Here is an 18,639-nt window from a genome sequence, read left to right as displayed (position 1 = left end):
GGAACATAAAGTGAACGGAATGACCACCACCGCCGTATGTTCCCCTCACCCTAACCCTCTCCCCGGAGGGGCGAGGGGATTGCTCAGTGCTCGCATTAATTTGTGGGAAACCCTCAGCCCTGTGGAGAGGGTCGGGGTGAGGGCATCAGACCGCACCTTACAAAAAAACTACACCTGACCAACATACAGATAAATTGCCAGAAAGTGGCACACGCTGCCGCCCAGCACAAAGCCGTGCCAGATGGCATGGTTGTACGGGATACGCTTGCAGACGTAGAAAATCACGCCCAGCGAGTAGATCACTCCACCCACCGCCAGAAGCGTCACGCCCCCCACCGCCAGCTTAATGGCTAACTGATACACCACAATCAGCGACAGCCAGCCCATTGTCAGATAGGTGACCAGCGACAACACTTTGAACCGGTGCGCGATGGTCAGCTTGAACAGGATCCCCAGCAGCGCCAGGCTCCAGATTACAATCATCAGGCCACGCGACAGCGGTGAGTTGAGCCCCACCAGCAAAAATGGCGTGTAAGTGCCTGCAATGAGAAGATAGATTGCGCAGTGGTCAAATTTCTTGAGCCATATCTTCGCCCGTTGATGCGGAATAGCGTGATACAGCGTTGAGGCAAGGAAAAGCAGGATCATACTCCCGCCATACAGGCTGTAGCTGGTAATGGCCATCGCGCTGGCGTTGGTATCTACCGCCTGCACCAACAGCAATACTAAGCCGACAATCCCAAACACCAGGCCAATGCCATGGCTTATACTGTTGGCTACTTCCTCAGCCAGCGAATATCCCTGTGCGATTAATGGTCTGCTCACCATACTTAACTCCGGGAAAACAAAAGATGATTATTCATCGCCAGTCTATGCTAACTGAGAATAATTCCAGTGAACACCTGTTAGCTAAAATAAATCCCCAATAAGAATTTATTTTTATAAATCAAATAAATACAAACAAAGCCCACCGCACAGATGTAAATAATTTCATTAACAGCTGAGTAATCAAGGAGATAAATCCGTCTCTCACCCTTCGTCATCATGGTATGCTTCAGGGATAGTGTCCGACAGCGAGTTTAGCCATTGTGAGTATGTTCAGCCATTCCGCCATTGCCAGCCTCAACAATCTGGAAATGATGGTCTACAACTATGTCATTAAGAACCGTGACAAAGTGATGTACATGACCATCCGCGAGCTGGCGGATGCGGCGGGAGTCTCTACCACTACTATCCTGCGCTTCTGCCGAAAGCTCAACTGCGAAGGCTACTCGGAATTTCGGGTGCGCTTTAAACTCTATCTGGAGCAGAACGAGCCGCAGCAGGCGAATTTTGGTGCCAGTGAAATTATCAGCTTCTTTAAAAGCGTAAATAACGAAGAGTTCGATGCGTTATTAGATAAAGCCGTCGATATTATTTTATCATCTGAACGAATTATTTTTGTTGGCGCAGGCACGTCCGGATCGCTGGCAAAATATGGCGCACGTTTCTTTTCAAATATCGGGAAATTCAGCAACCATATCGACGATCCTTATTTCCCGGTCACTAACGATATGGCTAAAAATGCACTGGCCATTGTACTTTCCGTCTCCGGAGAAACCGAGGAAATCCTGCGCTTCGCCAGCCAGTTCAGCCTGCATCGCTGCAAGGTGCTCTCTGTCACCAGCCACGAACATTCTCGTCTCGCGAAACTGGCGGACTTTAATCTCTCATGGCATGTCCCGCAAACGCGCATAGGCGGCGTTTACGATATAACCACCCAAATTCCCGTCATCTATATTCTGGAATCATTAGGCCGGAAACTGGCGAAGAAATTAACAGAATAAAACATCCTGTTTTTTTGATGTGACAAATTACAATTTCCGCAAAATGTTATATCGTGACATTTATTTCCGCTTTGCTAGACTCGAAATCAATAAGTCCTGAATTGAGAATAGCAAAGATGAAAAAACTCACTTTACCGAAAGATTTTTTATGGGGCGGCGCGGTGGCGGCGCACCAGGTTGAAGGCGGCTGGAACAAAGGCGGCAAAGGGCCAAGCATTTGCGACGTGCTCACCGGCGGCGCACACGGCGTTCCGCGTGAAATCACGCAGGAAGTGATTAAAGGCAAATATTACCCGAACCACGAAGCCGTCGACTTTTACGGCCATTACAAAGAAGACATCAAGCTGTTTGCCGAGATGGGCTTCAAATGTTTCCGTACCTCTATCGCCTGGACGCGCATCTTCCCGAAAGGCGACGAAACTCAGCCAAACGAAGAGGGGCTGAAGTTTTACGACGACATGTTCGATGAACTGCTGAAGTACAACATCGAGCCGGTGATCACCCTCTCCCACTTTGAAATGCCGCTGCACCTCGTTCAGGAATACGGCGGATGGACCAACCGTAAAGTAGTCGATTTCTTTGTACGCTTCTCGGAAGTGGTATTTGAGCGCTACAAAAATAAGGTCAAATACTGGATGACCTTCAACGAAATCAACAACCAGCGCAACTGGCGTGCGCCGCTGTTCGGCTACTGCTGCTCTGGCGTGGTCTATACCGAGCACGACAACCCGGAAGAGACCATGTACCAGGTGCTGCACCACCAGTTCGTGGCCAGCGCGCTGGCGGTGAAAGCCGCCCGCCGCATTAACCCGGAGATGAAAGTCGGCTGCATGCTGGCGATGGTGGCGCTCTATCCGTACTCCTGCAAGCCAGAAGATGTCATGTTTGCTCAGGAATCCATGCGCGAGCGCTACGTCTTTACCGACGTACAGCTGCGCGGCTACTACCCGTCTTACGTGCTGAACGAGTGGGAACGCCGTGGCTTCTCCATCAAAATGGAAGCAGGCGACGAGCAGATCCTGCGTGAAGGCACCTGCGATTACTTAGGTTTCAGCTACTACATGACCAACGCGGTCAAAGCGGAAGGCGGCACCGGTGACGCCATTTCCGGCTTCGAGGGCAGCGTGCCGAACCCACACGTCAAGGCGTCCGACTGGGGCTGGCAGATTGACCCTGTGGGCCTGCGTTATTCGCTGTGTGAACTGTACGAGCGCTACCAGAAGCCACTGTTTATCGTGGAAAATGGTTTCGGCGCCTACGACAAGGTGGAAGAGGACGGCAGCATCAACGATGACTACCGCATCGACTACCTGCGCGCCCATGTGGAAGAGATGATGAAGGCGGTGACCTGGGACGGCGTGGATCTGATGGGCTACACCCCGTGGGGCTGCATCGACTGCGTCTCCTTCACCACCGGCCAGTACAGCAAGCGCTACGGCTTTATCTACGTCAACAAGCACGACGACGGCACCGGTGACATGTCCCGCTCCCGTAAGAAGAGCTTTGAGTGGTATAAAACCGTCATTGCCAGCAACGGCGAAACGCTGTAATGGCTTGCCCTCTCTGCAAGCGGAGAGGGCAAACTGCTTATCTTCCAGACACTTCTTTACAGCTTTTGCGTTGCCAAAATATGTTCGCCCGATAATATAGGCATCCTGAATATTTGAGGCGAACATGATTAAGCGACAACGCAACGCTATCCTGCTTGTAGCCCTGGCCTGTCTGGTGGTGCTGATATGTACCGCCCAGCGGATGGCCGGGATGCACGCGCTTGTCATGAACGTCACCGCCACGAGCCAGTCTGTCCAGCAGGGGCAGGAGAGTGCCGACGCACCGGTATCCCCGTGTGAGCTAAGCGCCAAGTCGCTGATGTCGGTCCCGCCTGTTTTGTTTGAAGGCGCCCTGATTGCCGTCACCCTGCTGCTGGCGTTGCTGGCAGCCAGTCCACCGCGCCGCGAACGGCAGTGGCCTCCCCGCGTTATCTCCCCGCCCCGGTTAAGGGTGCATCTGCGATTATGCGTCTTCCGTGAATGAGCCTTCGCCTGTTACTTCAGGTTAATTCATCATTTACGGAGAAAATTTATGTTTACTGTATTCAGGCGACTGCTGGTCTGCCTGCTTTGGCTATGGCTGCCCCTCAGCCAGGCTGCCGACAGCGGCTGGCTGCGCGCCGCCGATAATCAGCACGCCAGCGTCAGGCTGCGTGCGCAACCTGAAAGCACTGGCGAAACCCGCCTGCTGCTGGACGTCGCCCTGCAAAAAGGCTGGAAAACCTACTGGCGCTCGCCGGGCGAAGGCGGCGTCGCACCCGCGATTAAATGGCATCAGCCCGTCGAGGCGATCTGGCGCTGGCCTGTGCCGCAGCGTTTCGACGTCGCGGGCATCACCACGCAGGGCTATCACGGCGATGTCAGCTTTCCCCTCACTCTGCGGGGCGACGTCCCGACGATCCTGAGCGGCGTGCTGACGCTCTCCACCTGTAGCAACGTCTGTATTCTTACCGACTACCCGTTTTCACTGAACATGACCGCATCCGCAGGTGCCGGTTTTGATTACGATTTCAGTCGGGCCATGGGCACCCTTCCGCTCAGCGGCGGGTTGACCTCAACGCTTAACGCCACCTATGCCCCCGGCAAGCTGACCGTAACGGCGCAGCGTGACGCAGGCTGGCAGGCGCCGTCGCTGTTTATCGACGGTATGGATGATGTTGATTTCGGCAAACCGGCCCTCACCATGCGCGGTGATTCGCTGGTCGCCACCGTGCCCGTGACGGACAGCTGGGGCGAGGCCGCGCCCAACCTCAGCGGCAAAACCCTGTCACTGGTTCTGGCCGATAGCGGGCAGGCGCAGGAGTCCAGCCTGAGCATTCAGCCGGGGAACGCCGCGCCGACGCTCCCGTTAGGCTGGGTGCTGCTGATGGCGCTGGCTGGCGGTCTGATCCTTAACGTTATGCCCTGCGTGCTGCCGGTGCTGGCCATGAAGCTGGGCACGCTGATGCAAACCGAACGGCAGGCGCGGGGTCAGGTGCGCAGGCAGTTTCTTGCATCGGTAGCCGGGATCGTGATCTCGTTCCTCGCACTGGCGCTGATGATGACGGTATTACGTTTAGGCAATCAGGCGCTCGGCTGGGGGATCCAGTTCCAGAACCCGTGGTTTATTGGTGCGATGGCGCTGGTGATGGTGCTTTTCAGCGCCAGCCTGCTGGGGTTGTTTGAAATCCGTCTCCCTTCCGGCGCCAGCACCTTCCTCGCCACGCGCGGCGGCAACGGGCTTGCGGGTCATTTCTGGCAAGGCGCGTTTGCCACGCTGCTGGCGACACCCTGCACCGCGCCGTTCCTGGGGACGGCGGTCTCGGTCGCGCTGGCGGCACCGCTTCCCCTGCTGTGGGGGATCTTCCTGGCGATGGGTATCGGCATGAGCCTGCCGTGGCTGCTGGTGGCGGCCTGGCCGGGGCTGGCCCAGCGGTTGCCGCGTCCGGGGCGCTGGATGAACGTTGTACGCGTAGTGCTGGGGATGATGATGCTCGGCTCATCGCTGTGGCTGCTGAGCCTGCTGACGGTGCACATTGGCAGCCTGCCCGTCATCACGCTGGGCGTGCTGCTGATCCTTGCGCTGCTGCTGGTCACCGCCTGGCGCTACCGCTGGCAAACGGCACTGCGCGCCGGGGTATTAGCTGTACTGGTGGCCGGAGTAGTCGCGTTTGTTTCCGGCTCCGGCGGCGAGGGCTCCCGCCGCGATCGTATTCACTGGCAGCCGCTCAGCGAGCAGGCCATTGTCCGCGCGCTGGCGGAGAACAAACGGGTGTTCGTCGACGTGACCGCCGACTGGTGCGTGACCTGTAAAGCCAATAAATACAACGTACTGCTGCGCGACGACGTGCAGGTCGCGCTCTCCGCCCCGGACGTTGTCGCCCTGCGCGGCGACTGGAGCCGCCCCTCAGATACCATCAGCCAGTTTTTAACCACGCGCGGCAGCGCCGCCGTGCCGTTTAACCAGATCTACGGACCGGGATTACCGCAGGGCCACGTGCTGCCTGCGTTGTTAAGCCGCGAAGCGGTGCTGAGCACCCTGTCCGATGCAAAAGGAAAATAACATGAGAACCTTCGTTGCCTTACTTCTGCTGTCGTTATCAACGTTCGGTTTCGCCGCACCGTCAGATGACGCTTCCAACGACCAGCTGGCAAAACTGCTGTTTAACGACCCCAACAGCCCGCGAACCGGCGCGACATCGCCGAAGCTCACCATCGTCTCCTTCACAGACTACAACTGCCCGTATTGCAAGCAGTTCGACCCAATGCTGGAGAAAATCGTGCACGATAATCCCGACGTGCAGCTCATCATCAAACTGCTGCCGTTCAAGGGACAAAGCTCGGTAAATGCCGCGAAAGCGGCGCTCTCAACGTGGCAGCAGGCGCCGGATCAATTCTGGGCACTACACCAGCGGCTGATGATGAAAAAGGGCTATCACGATGACGCCAGCATCGCCGCCGCGCAGGTGAAGACCGGGACGGACAGCATTAAAACCGATGATAAAACTATGGACAGCGTAAAGATGAACCTGATCCTGGCGCAGGTGCTGAATATTCAGGGCACCCCGGCGACCATCATCGGTGACCAGATGGTGGCGGGCGCAATCCCGTATGACGATCTGGAGGGGCTGGTCAAAGAACAGCTGGCAAACGCCCGTGGCAAGTAAGCTTCCTCGCCTGCTGCGCGAGCTGGCCGTGTGGCTGCTGATTGGCGTAGCCGTGAGCCTGGCGGTGGACTATTTCCGCCAGCCCGCGCTGCCGCAGAATTTCTCCGCGACGGCACTGCACACCCTCGACGGTCAGCCCGTCGATCTTATCGCCATGAGTAAGGAGCGACCGCTGCTGGTCTACGTCTGGGCGACATGGTGCGGCGTCTGCCGCTACACCACGCCGTCGGTGGCGGCAATTGCCGCGGACGGGGGTAACGTGATGTCGGTTGCGCTGCGCTCGGGCGATAACGCGACGCTCGAAACATGGATGAGAAAGAAGAAGGCGATGATGCCCACGGTCAACGACGCCAGCGGAGAACTGGCGCGTCAGTGGGACGTTCAGGTGACGCCAACGCTTGTGGTGATCTCTCACGGTGAAGTGAAGTCGATCACCACCGGCTGGACCAGCGGCTGGGGAATGCGCCTGCGGCTGTGGCTGGCGTCGTAGCGTTACTTCCCGCCAGCCAGCTCCAGGAAGCTACCGGTGACATAGGAGGCTTTGTCGCTCAGCAGCCAGGTAATGGCCTGGGCGACCTCCTCCGGCTGACCGCCACGCTGCATCGGTAACATCGACTTCACCCGATCCACACGCCCCGGCTCGCCGCCGGAGGCGTGAATATCGGTATAAATCAGGCCTGGCCGCACACAGTTAACGCGAATGCCCTGCGCCGCCACCTCCAGCGCGAGGCCGGTTGTCAGGGAATCCACGGCCCCTTTGGAGGCAGCATAATCCACATACTCCCCCGGTGCGCCCAGTCGTGAGGCCGCCGAGGAGACATTAACAATCGCTCCTCCTTTGCCGCCGTGTTTATGCGACATGCGCTTCACCGCCTCACGGCAGCAGAGAAAATAGCCAGTGACGTTGGTGGACAGCACGCGGTTAATACGTTCAGCGGAGAGGTTTTCGATGGAGGATTGTTCAAACAAAATCCCGGCGTTGTTCACCAGCGCGGCGAGCGGCTCACCTGCGCGATCGATGCTGTCGAACATCGCCATCACCTGCGATTCATCGCTGATATCCGCGCGCACGGCAAAGGCCTTACCGCCCGCGTCCACGATCTGATTAATAACCTCTGTCGCGGCTTTGATGTTGTGATGAAAATTCACCGCAACGGTGTAGCCTTCGCTTGCCAGCTGTAGCGCGGTGGCTTTACCAATACCCCGGCTGGCGCCGGTGACCAATGCAATTGCCATTCTTTTCTCCCAATAAAAAAGCCGGGTGGCGGCTTCGCCTTACCCGGCCTACGTTACTACAGGAACAACGTTACTGGTATTCGCTCATCGGTACGCAGGAGCAGAACAGGTTACGGTCGCCGTAAACATCATCAAGACGTTTCACGGTTGGCCAATATTTGTTTGCCACACCTGCCGGGAAGACAGCCAGCTCGCGGGTATAACCGTGGTTCCACTCTGCCACCAGTTCGTTCTGGGTATGCGGCGCGTTGACCAGCGGGTTATCTTCCAGCGTCCATTCCCCGCCTTTCACGCGGTCGATTTCGCTGCGGATCGCCAGCATCGCGTCGATAAAGCGATCCAGCTCCACCTTGCTTTCAGACTCGGTCGGCTCAACCATCAGCGTTCCTGCAACCGGGAAGGACATGGTTGGCGCGTGGAAGCCGTAGTCGATCAGGCGCTTGGCAATATCCAGCTCGCTGATGCCCGTCTCTTCTTTCAGAGGACGAATATCGAGGATGCATTCGTGCGCCACGCGACCATCGCGGCCGGTGTAGAGCACCGGATAGGCGTCTATCAGACGTGTTGCGATGTAGTTGGCGTTGAGGATCGCCACCTGGCTGGCCTGCTTGAGCCCTTCCGCGCCCATCATGCGGATGTACATCCAGCTGATTGGCAGGATAGAGGCGCTGCCGAACGGTGCCGCGGAGACCGCGCCCTGACGGGTCAGCATGCCTTCAATCTGCACCACGCTATGGCCTGGCACAAACGGTGCCAGGTGCGCTTTGACGCCGATTGGGCCCATGCCCGGGCCGCCGCCGCCGTGCGGAATGCAGAACGTTTTATGCAGGTTGAGGTGCGACACGTCCGCGCCAATAAAGCCCGGAGAGGTAATGCCCACCTGGGCGTTCATGTTCGCGCCGTCGAGGTAAACCTGGCCGCCGAACTGATGCACCACTTCACATACTTCACGGATCGTTTCTTCGTACACGCCGTGGGTGGACGGGTAGGTCACCATGATGCAGGAGAGTTTGTCGCCTGCCTGCTCGGCTTTCGCGCGCAGGTCGGCCAGATCGATGTTGCCGTTTTTGTCGCACGCCACAACCACCACTTCCATTCCTGCCATCTGGGCAGAAGCCGGGTTGGTACCGTGGGCAGAGCTTGGGATCAGACAGATATCGCGGTGGCCTTCGTTGCGGCTTTCGTGATAGTGACGGATCGCCAGCAGACCGGCGTATTCACCCTGCGCACCGGAGTTCGGCTGCATGCAGAGCGCGTCGTACCCGGTCAGCTTCACCAGCCAGTCGGAGAGCTGGTTGATCATCATGTGATAACCTTCCGCCTGCTCAGCCGGGCAGAACGGGTGCAGCTCGGAGAATTCAGGCCAGGTGATTGGGATCATCTCAGCCGCGGCGTTCAGCTTCATGGTGCAGGAGCCCAGCGGGATCATCGCCTGGTTCAGCGCCAGATCTTTACGTTCCAGAGAGTGCATGTAACGCATCATCTCGGTTTCGCTGTGATAGCGGTTGAACACCGGGTGAGTCAGGATCGCGTCGTCGCGCAGCATGCTTTCCTGAATGGAGCGGCTGTCGAGCGCAACCTCTTTGTCGAGCGTATCAACGTCCAGACCCTGTGCGTCACCCAGCAATACGTTGAACAGGGTCAGGATATCGTCACGGGTGGTGCTTTCGTCCAGCGTAATACCGACCGCATTGTGAATGTCGCTGCGCAGGTTGATTTGTGCTGCCTCGGCGCGCGCCAGCACGGCCGCTTTGTCTGCCACCTCGACGCAGAGGGTGTCGAAGTAGTGCTCATGACGCAGTCTGAGACCTTTCTGTTGCAGACCGCAGGCCAGGATATCGGCCAGACGGTGGATGCGGCTGGCAATGCGTTTCAGGCCAGCCGGACCGTGGAACACCGCGTATAAGCTGGCAATGTTAGCCAGCAGCACCTGCGAGGTACAGATGTTGGAGTTCGCTTTCTCGCGGCGGATATGCTGCTCGCGGGTCTGCATCGCCATGCGCAGCGCGGTGTTACCGGCGGCATCTTTCGATACGCCGATAATACGGCCTGGCATGGAACGTTTAAATTCATCTTTCGCGCCAAAGAACGCCGCGTGCGGGCCGCCGTAGCCCATCGGCACGCCGAAGCGTTGCGCTGAGCCGAAGACAATATCCGCGCCCTGTTTACCCGGCGCCGTCAGCAGCACCAGCGCCATAAAATCAGCGGCGACGCTAACAATAACCTTACGGGATTTGAGCTCGGCGATCAGCGCGCTGTAATCATGCACTTCCCCGGTGGTGCCCACCTGCTGTAACAGCACGCCGAAGACGTCCTGGTGATCCAGCACTTTGTCAGCGTCGTCGACAATCACCTCAAAGCCGAAGGTTTCCGCACGGGTGCGCACCACGTCCAGCGTCTGGGGATGCACGTCCGCCGCGACGAAGAAGCGGTTGGCGTTTTTCAGCTTGCTCACGCGCTTCGCCATCGCCATCGCTTCAGCGGCGGCAGTGGCTTCATCCAGCAGCGAGGCAGAGGCGATATCCATACCGGTCAGATCCAGCGTCACCTGCTGGAAGTTCAGCAGCGCTTCCAGACGGCCCTGGGAGACTTCTGGCTGATACGGGGTGTAAGCGGTGTACCAGCCCGGATTTTCCAGCATATTACGCAGGATCACCGGCGGCAATTGCACGTTGGTGTAGCCCATGCCGATGTAAGACTTATAGCGCTTGTTAAGGCCGGCGATGGCCTTCAGCTCCGCCAGCGCGGCGAACTCCGTCGTGGACTCGCCTACCTGCGGCGGTGTGGCAAGCTGGATGTCTTTTGGCACGATCTGGCCGATCAGTGCGTTTAATGAATCCGCGCCAACTGTCTTCAGCATCTCCTGCTGTTGCTGAGCATCCGGCCCAATGTGACGTTCAATGAAGGCGCCACGGTTTTCAAGCTGGCTTAAAGTCTGTGTCATGAGCGATGGTTCCTGAAACGTGCAGTGAATCGTAATTATCTGTAACGCTGTTGCCCGGTGGCGCTAACGCTTACCGGGCCTACGTAGATCTGTAGGCCGGATAAGCGCAGCGCCATCCGGCACAACGTTATTCGTCTTCCAGTAGTGCTTCGTACGCGGTCGCATCCAGCAGCGCGGCAACCTGCGCTTCGTCGCTGGCTTTGATCTTAAAGATCCAGCCGCCTTCATAAGGCTCGCTGTTCACCAGCTCCGGGGAGTCGCTCAGCGCGTCGTTCACGGCAACAATTTCACCGCTCACCGGAGCGTAGATGTCAGAGGCCGCTTTAACGGATTCCGCCACCGCACAGTCGTCGCCTGCGCTCACGGTTGCGCCCACTTCCGGCAGGTCAACAAACACCATGTCGCCCAGCAGTTCCTGCGCGTGCTCGGTGATCCCAACGGTGTAAGTGCCGTCCGCCTCTTTGCGCAGCCACTCGTGTTCTTTGCTGTATTTCAGTTCTGCTGGCACATTGCTCATTGAAGTTCTCCTGATAAAAATAGTTAGGCGACCGGCTTACCGGCGCGAACAAAAATCGGTTTGGTCACGTTGACCGGCATTTCGCGGTTGCGGATCTGCACCACCGCCGTTTCGCCAATCCCCGCTGGCACGCGTGCCAGTGCAATACTGTAGCCGAGCGTCGGGGAGAACGTTCCGCTGGTGATCACGCCTTCGCGATGATTGCCATCGGCATCGGTGAAGCGCACCGGCAGCTCGCCGCGCAGAACGCCTTTTTCTTTCATCACCAGGCCAACCAGCTGTTCAGTGCCCTTCTCGCGCTGCATCTCCAGCGCTTCACGGCCAATAAAATCACGGTCAGCCGGTTCCCACGCGATGGTCCAGCCCATGTTGGCTGCCAGCGGTGAGACGCCTTCGTCCATCTCCTGACCGTAGAGGTTCATCCCCGCTTCCAGACGCAGCGTATCGCGCGCGCCCAGGCCCGCAGGCTTCACACCCGCCTCCACCAGCGCACGCCAGAAATCGGCGGCCTTTTCGTTTGGCATTGCAATTTCGTAGCCCGCTTCACCGGTGTAGCCGGTGGTGGCGATAAACAGATCCCCCGCCTGCACGCCGAAGAACGGCTTCATGCCTTCGGTTGCTTTGCGCTGCTCGTCGCTGAACAGAGACGCGGCTTTCGCCTGGGCGTTTGGCCCCTGCACCGCAATCAGCGACAGATCGTCACGAACGGTGATGTCGATGGCGTAAGGTTCAGCGTGTTGGGAAATCCAGGAGAGGTCTTTTTCGCGGGTGGCGGAGTTTACAACGAGGCGGAAGAAATCTTCGGTGAAGTAGTAGACGATGAGGTCGTCAATCACGCCGCCAGAGGCATTAAGCATGCCGGTATAGAGCGCTTTGCCCGGCGTTTTTAGTTTGGCGACGTCGTTTGCCAACAGATAACGCAAATACTCCCGGGTGCGGCTTCCGCGCAGGTCGACAATCGTCATATGAGACACGTCGAACATACCGGCATCGGTGCGCACCGCGTGGTGCTCATCAATCTGCGAGCCGTAGTGCAGCGGCATCATCCAGCCGTGGAAGTCCACCATGCGGGCGCCGCATAACACGTGCTGTTCGTACAAAGGAGTCTGTTGAGCCATCTTTTCCTCGTTGAAAAATTCACCGTGAAACCCGGTGTCGACCTCGCGATCGAGGGCCGACGCAAACGTTCTCTTTTACCTGAACTTACCACCGAAACCGGCGGTTAACCATAAGGTAAAACGGGTCATCACATTAGCTTATGACCAAAAATCGCTGAAAAGCCTACAGAGTTATTCACTGGTAAAATGCGATTAAACCCGCATAAAATTAACATCGAGCTAACAGGATTTAGCAGATGGTGATATTTCGTGCGGAAAAACGGGCCGAATTTCCGTAACATAAAAAGAGTAAGATTAGATTTTCTAATGCGAAAAATGACGTGAAATTAGATTATTTCAAACGAGGAGATTTCCCCGGCGCGAAGGCCGGGAAAATAAAGTGTGACGGGGATCGAGATTAACGTAACCAGTCGGGAAGATCGTTAAGGCCCATTGCCTGACGAAGAAGCTGCGGTTTGACGCCGGGAAGGGTGTCGGCCAGTTTGAGGCCGATATCGCGCAGCAGTTTTTTCGCCGGGTTCGCTCCGGCAAATAGCTCGCGGAAGCCCTGCATACCCGCCAGCATCATCGCCGCACTGTGTTTGCGGCTGCGCTCGTAGCGACGCAGATACAGATGCTGACCAATATCTTTACCTTCCCGATGCAGACGACGCAGCTCTTCAACCAGCTCGGCCGCGTCCATAAAGCCGAGGTTCACCCCCTGCCCGGCCAGCGGATGAATCGTATGCGCCGCATCCCCCACCAACGCCAGACGGTGCGCCGCAAACTGACGCGCGTAGCGACCGGTTAACGGAAACGCCTGGCGTTCGCTTTCAAGCGTGCACAGGCCCAGACGGTTATCAAACGCCACGCATAGCGCCTGATTAAAGGCGTCCGGCGTCGCCTCCTGCATCTGCTGCGCTTTCTCCGGCTCTAAAGACCAGACGATGGAGCAGAGATGCGGATCGGCAAGCGGCAGGAAGGCCAGAATGCCATCATTGTGGAAAATCTGGCGCGCCACGCCGCCGTGCGGCTCTTCGGTGCGGATTGTGGCAACCAGGGCGTGATGACGGTAATCCCAGAAGGTCAGCGGAATATCCGCTTTGTTACGCAGCCAGGAATTGGCGCCGTCGGCACCCACTACCAGCCGCGCGGTCAGCATGTCGCCGCTTTCAAGAGTGATAAACGCGTCGTTTTCGCCCCACGCCACCTGCTGAAGTTTCGCCGGTGCGATCAGCGTGACGTCGCTGCACTGCTGCGCTTTTTGCCACAGCGCGTGGTGGATCACCGCGTTTTCAACGATGTGCCCAAGGTGGCTGTAGCCCATGCTTTCATCGTCAAACGCGATATGGCCGAAGCTGTCTTTATCCCACACTTCCATGCCATGGTAACAGCTGGCACGCAGCGCCACGATTTCAGACCAGACGCCAAGGTGCGTCAGTAGCTTTTCGCTGGCGGCATTGATCGCCGAGACGCGCAGCTCCGGCGGTGCATCCTGCGCCACGGGCTGCGGCGCGTTTTGCTCAAGCACCGCCACGCGCAGGCCGCTGCCCTGTAAACCACAGGCCAGCGCCAGTCCTACCATTCCGCCGCCGACAATGGCGACATCAACATTTTGCACGGTGATTACTCCTTAACGCGCGACCCAACCCAGGGTCCGCTGCGCCAGCACGTCACGTGCCGGAATGAACAGTTCCATCGCCATCAGCCCAAGGTTGCGACCCGCAACCAGCGGTGCCCAGCGATTGGCAAACAGGTGGACTAAACCGTCGGTAACGCCAATGGTCGCCGCTTTGTCCGCCTGACGTCGTTTCTGGTAATGGCTAAGCACTGAGTATGCGCCACAATCCTGTTGTTCGCTCCACGTCTGCGCCAGTAGCTCAGCCAGGCTCATCACGTCGCGCAGGCCAAGGTTAAAGCCTTGCCCGGCGATGGGGTGCAGCGTCTGCGCGGCGTTGCCGACCAGAGCGACGCGATGGGAGACAGTCTGCGATGCGGTCGTCAGCGCGAGCGGATAGGCCACGCGTTTTCCGGCCTGGGTGATACGCCCAAGCCGCCAGCCGAAGGCTTTTTGCAGCTCGGAACTAAAACGTTCGTCGGACCAGGAGAGAACCTCATCGGCCCGGTCCTGCGCATGGCACCACACCAGCGAGCAGCGCCCGTTCGACATCGGCAGCATGGCCAGCGGGCCGTGCTCAGTGAAGCGCTCAAATGCCCTGCCGTTATGCGCGCCAGCCGTAGAGACGTTAGCGATGACCGCCACCTGCCCATAGGGTTCAGAGCGCAATTCGACGCCGCACTGCGTGGCGATCGCGGAGCGTGAACCATCCGCCGCCACCAGCAGTTCCCCCTCCAGCGTGGTGCCGTTGTCCAGCGTCACGCTGACGGCTTCGTCACGGCGGCTAAAGCTGGCGACGCGCGCCGGACAGTGCAGCGTGACGCCAGGCGCGTCCTGTAACAGACGGAACAGCCGCAGCCCTACGTCATGCAGCTCGACAACCTGCCCCAGCGCCTCGATCCGGTAATCGTGGGCATCCAGCGTCACAAACCCGGCGTGCCCGCGATCGCTGACGTGAACGGTGCCGATCGCCGTCGCGCAATCCGCTATCGCCTGCCAGATCCCAATACGCGCAAGCTGCTGACAGGTTCCCTGCGCCAGCGCGATAGCGCGGGCGTCGAAACCGGGATGATCGGTCGCCTGCGGCGCGACCGCCTCAACCAGATGCACCGGAAGCTGGCCCTGGGTTAACTGCGAAATAGCCAACGCCAGAGTAGCGCCGGTCATGCCTCCGCCAACGATGATTACGCTCATCCGCGTGCCGCCGCCATCAGCGCCTCGATGTCGTCGGCTTTTTTCACCACGGTCGCGGTCAGGTTTTCGTTACCGGTTTCGGTGATGACGATGTCATCTTCAATACGAATGCCGATCCCGCGGTACTGTTCCGGCACGTCGGCATCCGGCGCGATGTACAGCCCCGGCTCAACGGTCAGCACCATGCCTGGCTCCAGCACGCGCGAACGTTCCGGACCGTATGCCCCCACGTCATGCACATCCAGCCCCAGCCAGTGGCTCAGGCCATGCATAAAGTACGGGCGATGGGCGTTTTCGGTTATAAGGGTGTCCACATCGCCTTTCAGAATGCCAACCTTCACCAGCCCGGTAATCATGATGCGCACCACCTCGCCCGTAACCTCCTGAATGGAGGTGCCAGGGCGGAACAGCGTCAGCGCAGTCTCCAGAGACTCAAGCACGATGTCATAGATTTCACGCTGCGCTGGGGTGAATTTACCGTTCACCGGGAAGGTACGGGTGATGTCGCCCGCGTAACCCTGATATTCACAGCCGGCGTCAATCAGCACCAGATCGCCGTCGCGCAGTGCACTTTCGTTTTCGGTGTAGTGCAGAATGCAGCCGTTTTCCCCGCCGCCTACGATGGTGTTATAGGACGGGAAGCGCGCGCCGTGACGGTTAAATTCATGGTGAATTTCGCCTTCAAGCTGGTACTCGAACATACCGGGACGGCACTTTTCCATGGCGCGGGTATGCGCCAGGGCGCTGATTTCGCCCGCGCGGCGCATCACGTTCAGCTCTTCTTCAGACTTAAACAGGCGCATCTCATGCACCACCGGTCGCCAGTCTGTCAGGGTTGCGGGTGCAGACAAATTCTGACGTGAGCCTTTACGCAGCTTATCCAGCGCAGTGAAAACAATCTCATCCGCATAGGCGTATTCACCCTGCGCGTGGTACAGCACGTCCAGGCCGTTGAGCAGTTGATAGAGCTGCTGGTTGATTTCGCTGTAGGCCAGCGCGCGGTCCACGCCCAGTTTTTCCGGCGCCGCCTCCTGACCTAAGCGGCGGCCAAACCAGATTTCCGCGGTCAGATCGCGCACGCGGTTGAAAATCACGCTGTGGTTGTGGGTGTCATTGCTTTTAATCAGCACCAGTACCGCTTCCGGCTCGTTAAACCCGGTGAAGTACCAGAAATCACTGCTCTGGCGATAGGGGTATTCGCTGTCGGCGCTGCGCGTCACTTCCGGCGCGGCGAAAATCAGGGCAGCGCTTCCCGGCTGCATTTTTGCCAGCAGCGCCTGACGACGGCGAGAATACTCTTGACTGGAGATAACCATGACACCCTCCTGTGCGTTATTTTTCTTAGTGTAATGTTGGCTTGCGAACTTCCGGCGCGGTCGGCTGCGAGCGCGTAAAGTTGTCGTGGCACAGCAGAGACGCCACGCGCACGTACTCGATGATCTCTTCGAGAGACATCTCCAGCTCTTCCTGGTCTTCGTCTTCATCGTAGCCGAGCTGGGCGATGTTACGCAGATCGTCGATCGCTTCACCCGCTTCGCCGGTCACTTTATCCAGTTTAGGCTGGGTTACGCCCAGGCCAAGCAGATAGTGGTTTACCCAACCCGCGAGCGCATCAGCGCGATCGAAGACGCTGACATCGTCGCCTTCAGGCAGATAAAGCTGAAAAAGAAAGCCATCGTCTTCCAGGGAATCGCTGGTTGCGGCGTGCATTTTACGCAGCGCTTCCGCCAGTTCGTGGCCAAATGCCAGCCCTTCGTTGGTGAGGTCGTGGATCAGCGGCAGCCATGAGCTGTCGCTGTTTCCGCCGCACAGTATGCCGCTGATCAGACCGTGCATTTCGGCAGGGGTTAGACCGACTCCCTGCTGGTTCAGTAACTGGTTTAAATCCTTGTAACCAGGCATTTCGTTCTGTATAGACATACGCATTCGTCATCAAAGGGAGGATATTCATGATATGCTACCACTTTGGACCCTGGTGATACCAGAAAAGGGCTTGTATCTTCACATCAGGGTAGCTATAGTGTCGCCCCTTCGCAGCCCCCGGGGCAGTAAGCGAAGGCAGCGCAGTCAATCAGCAGGAAGGTGGCATGTCTGCACAACCCGTCGATCTCCAGATTTTTGGCCGTTCACTGCGAGTGAATTGTCCGCCTGAACAAAGGGATGCTTTGAATCAGGCTGCGGACGATTTGAATCAGCGGTTGCAAGATCTAAAAGAACGCACTAGAGTCACAAATACTGAGCAGCTGGTTTTCATCGCCGCGTTGAACATCAGCTATGAACTGACTCAGGAAAAAGCGAAGACCCGCGATTACGCGGCAAGCATGGAGCAGCGCATTAAAATGCTCCAGCAGACCATTGAACAGGCATTGCTTGATCAAGGTCGCAGTCCTGAAAGACCGGGACCAAAGTTTGAATAACACTTCTCAGTTGACTATGGTAGAGTAACTGTGAAGACAAAATTTCTCTGAGATGTTTGCAAGCGGGCCAGTCCCCTGAGCCGATATTTCATACCACAAGAATGTGGCGCTCCATGGTTGGTGAGCATGCTCGGTCCGTCCGAGAAGCCTTAAAACTATGACGACACATTCACCTTGAACCAAGGGTTCAAGGGTTACAGCCTGCGGCGGCATCTCGGAGATTCCCTATCTCTTCTTCTACCAACTACCATGACTCAATTCCCTGAAGTTTCTGCTTCACGCCAGGATATCCGTCAGCTCATTCGCCAGCGTCGTCGTGCCTTAAGCGCCGAACAACAGACACAGTTTGCCCAGCAGGCTGCCGCCCGTATGATGGCCTATCCGCCTGTGGTGATGGCAAACACCGTCGCCCTGTTTCTTTCGTTTGATGGTGAGCTGGATACCCAACCGCTTATCGACCAGCTCTGGCGCGCCGGGAAAAAAGTTTATCTGCCGGTGCTGCATCCCTTTAGCCGGGGCAATCTGCTGTTTCTGCACTACCATCCGCACAGCGAGCTGGTGGTGAATCGTCTGAAAATCACCGAACCCAAACTCGACGTGCGCGATGTGCTGCCGCTATCTGAACTGGATGTGCTGATTACGCCGCTGGTGGCGTTTGACGAGCAGGGACAGCGATTAGGTATGGGCGGTGGTTTTTACGACAGAACGCTACAAAACTGGCAGCAGTACGGGTTGCAGCCGGTGGGCTATGCGCATGATTGTCAGGGCGTGGAGGCATTACCCGTGGAGAAATGGGATGTGCCGTTGCCAGCGGTGGTGACGCCCAGTAAAACCTGGACCTGGTAGAACAAAGCCGGGTGGCGGCTACGCCTTACCCGGCCTACATAAATCCTCGAACATTGTAGGTCGGGTAAGCGTAAGCGCCACCCGACACACAGACCGCACGAACATTGAAGGTCGGGTAAGCGTAAGCGCCACCCGATACACAGACCGCACGAACATTGTAGGTCGGGTAAGCGTAAGCGCCACCCGATACACAGACCGCACGAACATTGTAGGTCGGGTAAGCGTAAGCGCCACCCGATACACAGACC

Annotated in this window: 18 protein-coding genes and 1 other RNA gene; 9 read left to right on the top strand and 10 right to left on the bottom strand. The window is 57.7% G+C overall.

What is annotated here, in order from left to right; genetic code table 11:
- Positions 1-168 precede the first annotated feature (168 nt).
- Entirely contained in the window at positions 169-828 is a 660-nt protein-coding gene (trhA, locus tag ACOTZP_RS23345; RefSeq protein WP_022649307.1) for a PAQR family membrane homeostasis protein TrhA, read from the bottom strand.
- 266 nt (positions 829-1,094) lie between these two features.
- On the opposite strand from trhA, the gene ACOTZP_RS23340 reads away from it, so the two are divergent.
- The 6 genes from ACOTZP_RS23340 to ACOTZP_RS23315 all read left to right on the top strand — a co-directional run bounded on the left by ACOTZP_RS23340 (position 1,095) and on the right by ACOTZP_RS23315 (position 7,012).
- Complete coding sequence (locus tag ACOTZP_RS23340; RefSeq protein WP_022649308.1) at positions 1,095-1,826, top strand: MurR/RpiR family transcriptional regulator; 732 nt, start codon at positions 1,095-1,097, stop codon at positions 1,824-1,826.
- A gap of 116 nt (positions 1,827-1,942) precedes the next feature.
- A complete protein-coding gene (gene bglA / locus ACOTZP_RS23335) occupies positions 1,943-3,376 on the top strand; it encodes a 6-phospho-beta-glucosidase BglA (RefSeq protein ID WP_421633792.1) in 1,434 nt (477 codons plus the stop codon).
- 124 nt (positions 3,377-3,500) lie between these two features.
- Positions 3,501-3,860, top strand: coding sequence for a copper resistance protein (locus tag ACOTZP_RS23330; protein ID WP_271075403.1), 360 nt, complete (start codon positions 3,501-3,503; stop codon positions 3,858-3,860).
- A gap of 48 nt (positions 3,861-3,908) precedes the next feature.
- Positions 3,909-5,918 carry a protein-disulfide reductase DsbD family protein gene (locus ACOTZP_RS23325; protein ID WP_271075404.1) on the top strand — a complete coding sequence of 670 codons (2,010 nt, stop codon included), beginning with the start codon at positions 3,909-3,911 and terminating at the stop codon, positions 5,916-5,918.
- 1 nt (position 5,919) lies between these two features.
- Positions 5,920-6,522 (top strand): DsbA family protein, encoded by a 603-nt coding sequence (locus ACOTZP_RS23320; RefSeq protein WP_023298545.1) that lies wholly within the window; start codon positions 5,920-5,922, stop codon positions 6,520-6,522.
- A complete protein-coding gene (locus ACOTZP_RS23315; protein WP_032626112.1) occupies positions 6,512-7,012 on the top strand; it encodes a protein disulfide oxidoreductase in 501 nt (166 codons plus the stop codon). Before ACOTZP_RS23320 ends, ACOTZP_RS23315 begins: the two co-directional genes overlap by 11 nt.
- Positions 7,013-7,014: 2 nt before the next feature.
- Here the strand turns inward: ACOTZP_RS23315 and ACOTZP_RS23310 are convergent, their stop codons facing one another.
- The 8 genes from ACOTZP_RS23310 to ACOTZP_RS23275 form a co-directional block, all read right to left on the bottom strand.
- Positions 7,015-7,758, bottom strand: coding sequence for an SDR family oxidoreductase (locus tag ACOTZP_RS23310; protein WP_271075405.1), 744 nt, complete (start codon positions 7,756-7,758; stop codon positions 7,015-7,017).
- A 70-nt stretch (positions 7,759-7,828) separates the two neighbouring features.
- Entirely contained in the window at positions 7,829-10,702 is a 2,874-nt protein-coding gene (gcvP, locus tag ACOTZP_RS23305; protein WP_271075406.1) for an aminomethyl-transferring glycine dehydrogenase, read from the bottom strand.
- Positions 10,703-10,829: 127 nt separating this feature from the next.
- A complete protein-coding gene (gene gcvH / locus ACOTZP_RS23300) occupies positions 10,830-11,219 on the bottom strand; it encodes a glycine cleavage system protein GcvH (RefSeq protein ID WP_006811885.1) in 390 nt (129 codons plus the stop codon).
- A 23-nt stretch (positions 11,220-11,242) separates the two neighbouring features.
- On the bottom strand, positions 11,243-12,337 hold the full coding sequence (gene gcvT / locus ACOTZP_RS23295) for a glycine cleavage system aminomethyltransferase GcvT (RefSeq protein ID WP_271075407.1): 1,095 nt from the start codon (positions 12,335-12,337) through the stop codon (positions 11,243-11,245).
- A 397-nt stretch (positions 12,338-12,734) separates the two neighbouring features.
- Positions 12,735-13,937, bottom strand: a complete 1,203-nt coding sequence (gene ubiI, locus ACOTZP_RS23290) for an FAD-dependent 2-octaprenylphenol hydroxylase (RefSeq protein ID WP_022649317.1) — start codon at positions 13,935-13,937, stop codon at positions 12,735-12,737.
- Between the two features lie 12 nt (positions 13,938-13,949).
- Positions 13,950-15,128, bottom strand: a complete 1,179-nt coding sequence (gene ubiH / locus ACOTZP_RS23285) for a 2-octaprenyl-6-methoxyphenyl hydroxylase (protein ID WP_046618736.1) — start codon at positions 15,126-15,128, stop codon at positions 13,950-13,952.
- Complete coding sequence (gene pepP, locus ACOTZP_RS23280; RefSeq protein ID WP_100148849.1) at positions 15,125-16,438, bottom strand: Xaa-Pro aminopeptidase; 1,314 nt, start codon at positions 16,436-16,438, stop codon at positions 15,125-15,127. The genes ubiH and pepP overlap by 4 nt, the downstream gene beginning before the upstream one ends.
- Positions 16,439-16,469: 31 nt before the next feature.
- Positions 16,470-17,048 (bottom strand): YecA family protein, encoded by a 579-nt coding sequence (locus tag ACOTZP_RS23275; RefSeq protein ID WP_072201010.1) that lies wholly within the window; start codon positions 17,046-17,048, stop codon positions 16,470-16,472.
- A 167-nt stretch (positions 17,049-17,215) separates the two neighbouring features.
- Here ACOTZP_RS23275 and zapA point away from each other — a divergent pair, with 167 nt between their 5' ends.
- The 3 genes from zapA (at position 17,216) to ACOTZP_RS23260 (ending at position 18,391) form a co-directional block, all read left to right on the top strand.
- On the top strand, positions 17,216-17,545 hold the full coding sequence (zapA, locus tag ACOTZP_RS23270; RefSeq protein WP_003860096.1) for a cell division protein ZapA: 330 nt from the start codon (positions 17,216-17,218) through the stop codon (positions 17,543-17,545).
- Positions 17,546-17,586: 41 nt separating this feature from the next.
- A non-coding RNA gene (gene ssrS / locus ACOTZP_RS23265) (6S RNA) lies at positions 17,587-17,770 on the top strand.
- A gap of 24 nt (positions 17,771-17,794) precedes the next feature.
- Positions 17,795-18,391: a 5-formyltetrahydrofolate cyclo-ligase gene (locus ACOTZP_RS23260; RefSeq protein WP_038416693.1), complete on the top strand. Its 597-nt coding sequence runs from the start codon at positions 17,795-17,797 to the stop codon at positions 18,389-18,391.
- Positions 18,392-18,425: 34 nt separating this feature from the next.
- On the opposite strand, the gene ACOTZP_RS23255 is transcribed toward ACOTZP_RS23260, so the two are convergent.
- Positions 18,426-18,639: hypothetical protein (locus tag ACOTZP_RS23255; RefSeq protein ID WP_421633791.1), on the bottom strand; the 214-nt coding region annotated here is incomplete at its 5' end.

The organism is Enterobacter cloacae complex sp. SYL001 (assembly GCF_049237025.1).
In the GTDB taxonomy this organism is placed as follows: domain Bacteria; phylum Pseudomonadota; class Gammaproteobacteria; order Enterobacterales; family Enterobacteriaceae; genus Enterobacter; species Enterobacter intestinihominis.
The sequence above is the reverse complement of the archived record's forward strand: the minus strand, read 5'-3'. Positions and strand labels throughout refer to the sequence as shown.

What these genes read in the sequence shown, in the direction of transcription:
- trhA (WP_022649307.1), bottom strand. Translation starts at nt 828, where the DNA reads ATGGTGAGCAGACCATTAATCGCACAGGGATATTCGCTGGCTGAGGAA.
- ACOTZP_RS23340 (WP_022649308.1), top strand. Translation starts at nt 1,095, where the DNA reads ATGTTCAGCCATTCCGCCATTGCCAGCCTCAACAATCTGGAAATGATG.
- bglA (WP_421633792.1), top strand. Translation starts at nt 1,943, where the DNA reads ATGAAAAAACTCACTTTACCGAAAGATTTTTTATGGGGCGGCGCGGTG.
- ACOTZP_RS23330 (WP_271075403.1), top strand. Translation starts at nt 3,501, where the DNA reads ATGATTAAGCGACAACGCAACGCTATCCTGCTTGTAGCCCTGGCCTGT.
- ACOTZP_RS23325 (WP_271075404.1), top strand. Translation starts at nt 3,909, where the DNA reads ATGTTTACTGTATTCAGGCGACTGCTGGTCTGCCTGCTTTGGCTATGG.
- ACOTZP_RS23320 (WP_023298545.1), top strand. Translation starts at nt 5,920, where the DNA reads ATGAGAACCTTCGTTGCCTTACTTCTGCTGTCGTTATCAACGTTCGGT.
- ACOTZP_RS23310 (WP_271075405.1), bottom strand. Translation starts at nt 7,758, where the DNA reads ATGGCAATTGCATTGGTCACCGGCGCCAGCCGGGGTATTGGTAAAGCC.
- gcvP (WP_271075406.1), bottom strand. Translation starts at nt 10,702, where the DNA reads ATGACACAGACTTTAAGCCAGCTTGAAAACCGTGGCGCCTTCATTGAA.
- gcvH (WP_006811885.1), bottom strand. Translation starts at nt 11,219, where the DNA reads ATGAGCAATGTGCCAGCAGAACTGAAATACAGCAAAGAACACGAGTGG.
- gcvT (WP_271075407.1), bottom strand. Translation starts at nt 12,337, where the DNA reads ATGGCTCAACAGACTCCTTTGTACGAACAGCACGTGTTATGCGGCGCC.
- ubiH (WP_046618736.1), bottom strand. Translation starts at nt 15,128, where the DNA reads ATGAGCGTAATCATCGTTGGCGGAGGCATGACCGGCGCTACTCTGGCG.
- ACOTZP_RS23275 (WP_072201010.1), bottom strand. Translation starts at nt 17,048, where the DNA reads ATGTCTATACAGAACGAAATGCCTGGTTACAAGGATTTAAACCAGTTA.
- zapA (WP_003860096.1), top strand. Translation starts at nt 17,216, where the DNA reads ATGTCTGCACAACCCGTCGATCTCCAGATTTTTGGCCGTTCACTGCGA.
- ACOTZP_RS23260 (WP_038416693.1), top strand. Translation starts at nt 17,795, where the DNA reads ATGACTCAATTCCCTGAAGTTTCTGCTTCACGCCAGGATATCCGTCAG.